The sequence below is a fragment of the Rhodothermales bacterium genome (assembly GCA_013002345.1).
Taxonomy (GTDB): domain Bacteria; phylum Bacteroidota; class Rhodothermia; order Rhodothermales; family JABDKH01; genus JABDKH01.
Genome location: JABDKH010000215.1, coordinates 1 through 3,029 on the forward strand (window position 1 = coordinate 1; position 3,029 = coordinate 3,029).

Below are 3,029 nucleotides of genomic sequence, written 5' to 3' on the forward strand. Positions count from 1 at the left end.
CGCGCGACAGGTGGACGGTCACGACCCGCTGCTGTCTTGACGCAGGAATTCCGATACGCGACCTGGGCGATCTGCGAAACGGGCAGGCCGTCGCCGCCGACATCACCGGTGAGAGACTGGCATCGGCCGGATTCGATGCATCGCCTGTGACTGAAGATGAGGCCGCCACGTCACTGGTCGAACTGTCGCGGTTTCACCGACTCACTGTGTTCGAGTACTTTATGACGGACAAGGTGGGCCACAGCCGATCGTTCGATGATGCGCGCACGGTCCTGATGTCCCTCGACCGGTTTCTCGGAACGCTGACCACGGAGTCACGGCGAGCCGAAATCACGCTGCTGGTAACGAGCGACCACGGCAACATGGAAGATCTCTCGCGCAAGACCCACACTCGCAACCCGGTCCCGTTCATTGCGGTCGGGCCTGCGGCCCCGCTGTTCGGTGACGTCGCGTCGATTCTCGACGTAACCCCTGCAATCGTCGCCGCTCTTTCGGACCGTCTTTAGTGCGCCACCATCACCGCTTCGTCCGCCTTCTCTTCCGACTCATAGAACGTGCCGGTCTTCAGCTCGAGCACCAGGCGATCCGCATCGTAGATATCGTCGAGCGCCTCCAGAATGCCTCGCGAATCGACCGACACGGTACGTCCGCTGACATCAAGAAACAGATACTCGTTGGGTAGCGCTTCGACATTGCTGTCGAACGCGAGGCCGACCAGTTCCAGATCACGATTCAACACCGGAGAACCCGAGTTGCCGCCGGTGATGTCGTTCGTCGAAACGAAGTTCAGCGGAGTCGAGAGGTCGACGTTAGCCGCACCATTGATCCAGCGTTCCGGAAGCTTCCACTCTTCGCGACCCTTGTACGAGTAGTAGTGATCGAGAAGTCCGAACAGCGTAGTGAATGCGGGCGCGCGCGTGCCGTTGTAATCGTACCCGGCAACCACGCCGTCCGCAAGTCGCGGCGAGAACGTAGCGTCGGGTGGCATTGTGCGACCGTGGATGGCGAAACGCGCCCGTGCCAGCTTCGCATTCAGATTCTCCTCGGTGGACTGAAAACTGGAGAGCTGCTGGCCCAGACTGAGATAGGCCGGCGCCAGTGCGTTGATCAGTTTTACGGTCGGGTCTCCACTTGATCTGTAGCCCTTGTCAAGCAGTCCCGCGAATCCGGTCGAATCCTTCAGCGCCGTGCCCGCCACGACACGCTTCGCGACTGAATCCGGAGTGCTTCCGTTGAGTATTCCTTTCACGATCGGATGGTCGGCACCGAGATAGGACTTCATCTCCGACAACCGGGCGGCGATGAACTGCTCTTCGATCTCGGCAGGCCAGTCGTCTACTGCCAGGCCGTCCTTCTTCAGGGACGAAGTCCTTTCCGCGGGAGCGCCACGCTCTTTGAGAAAATCGTGCAGGTAGCCATACAGACCGCGGAGCAGAATGTGCGACGTCAACGCCTCCGATCCGAAGTACGTGAACGCGCCAGACTGCCCGGCGACAGCCTGCTTCGATTTTTGCATCGTCGCAATGTCGTTGAAGACCGAACCGTACAGCTTGTTCAAAGAATCGGTCGCCGACAACGCTCTCTTCAGTTCCTGTTCGGCGCCGTTCTTCCGTGCGATCAAATATGGATCCTTGAGTCCAGAGAGCTGTCCGCGGAATGCCTTGATCGAGTTTTCGAGAGAGAAGTACGTGTTTCTGAGATCGTACTCTTCAGCCTCCTCAGGGTGGGCGTCGATGTAGGCCTTCAGAATTGCCGATCTGCTCGTGAAGATCCCGAGCTGCGCCGGCAGCGAGTGATCGCGCTCAAACTCCAGCTGGCTGACTGTGCTAAGCCGGCTGGTCGATCCAGGATTTCCCACAATGAATACTGCGTCGCCTTCCTTAACCCCGTCGACCGACCACGGGAAATACTTCTCGGTCTTGAGCGGGAGACCATCCTCGCCATAGGCGCGAAACAAACTGAAGTCCAGGTTGAATCGCGGGTAGGTGAAGTTGTCCGGGTCACCGCCGAAGTAGCCGATCTGCAGTTCGGGGGCCATCACGAGTCGGACATCATCGTATCGCTTGAACGTATATGCCGAATACTGTCCGCCGTTATAGAGTTCTATCACCTGCACCGATAGCGTCGAGTCGGTTGCCTTGACCTTGTTGGTCATCGTCTGTTCGACGGCGTCAGCTTTCTGTCTTCTCGCTCCTGACTGAGCCTCGTCACCGAAAACACCTTTGACTGCAGCGTATACCTGGTCGGTGACGTCTTCTATCGAGATGAGCTGCTCCACGAACAACTCCTCTACTTTGCGCTCGTCCTCCACGTGGCCGGCGTAGAAGCCATTGTCCAGCAGGTTCTCCCCCTTCTTGCTCACATCGGAAACGCTGCCGCGTCCGCAATGGTGATTGGTGGCGATGAGGCCGTTGGGAGAAACGAAAGATGCGGAGCAGTAGGTCGCAAAGCGCAGGGAGCCGAGTCGGGCCTTATCGAACCAGGCGGAATCGGGACGAAAGCCGTACGCCTCGTTGAAGTACTCCATCGGCGGATTATCGAAGGTCCACATCTTGCCACCGTCGAAGCGGCCGGGGGCGACGACGGCAGCGGCCGGAGCGGCAGCGGCGGTCGACACGTGTTGCGGAGTGCCGAGCTTCTCGGTGGAGGGCGGCTTCTCCGTAACGACAGCCGTATGTTTTGAGGTGGAGCATCCGGTGACCAGCAGGATGCTGACCGTGAGTGCGCGCAGGGTAAAATTCTTCATAGCGGATATAGGTGGGCGGTCGAGCGGGGTTCAGCGCATGCATACCCTCTCGGCACGGCGAGGTTCTAGGAATATCGTATGATTTGAGGATGGTTCCGGTTGGCATCGTGGGTGCGCATGCAAACCGGGGGAAGTCCGGAATGCCCCGAATGGCTGCGGAACCAATGGCTGCGCGCGCGATAACAGCCTGCCGCTTGCGAGAGTGGCGGAATTTGGTAGACGCGCTAGATTTAGGATCTAGTGGGGTAACACCCGTGGGGGTTCGAGTCCCCCCTCTCGTACA

The 3,029-nt window shown here is 59.1% G+C and carries 2 protein-coding genes and 1 tRNA gene; 2 read left to right on the plus strand and 1 reads right to left on the minus strand.

Annotated features, from left to right (window positions below; translation table 11 throughout):
* A partial coding sequence (locus tag HKN37_11095) for a peptidase (GenBank protein ID NNE47195.1) occupies window positions 1-506 on the plus strand: 506 nt, incomplete at its 5' end.
* On the opposite strand, the gene HKN37_11100 is transcribed toward HKN37_11095, so the two are convergent.
* Complete coding sequence (locus HKN37_11100) at window positions 503-2,746, minus strand: S46 family peptidase (protein ID NNE47196.1); 2,244 nt, start codon at window positions 2,744-2,746, stop codon at window positions 503-505. The genes HKN37_11095 and HKN37_11100 overlap by 4 nt on opposite strands.
* Window positions 2,747-2,942: 196 nt before the next feature.
* Between HKN37_11100 and HKN37_11105 the strand changes: the two genes are divergently transcribed.
* A tRNA-Leu gene (locus HKN37_11105) sits at window positions 2,943-3,027 on the plus strand.
* Window positions 3,028-3,029 lie beyond the last annotated feature (2 nt).

What these genes read in the sequence shown, in the direction of transcription:
- HKN37_11100 (NNE47196.1), bottom strand. Translation starts at nt 2,746, where the DNA reads ATGAAGAATTTTACCCTGCGCGCACTCACGGTCAGCATCCTGCTGGTC.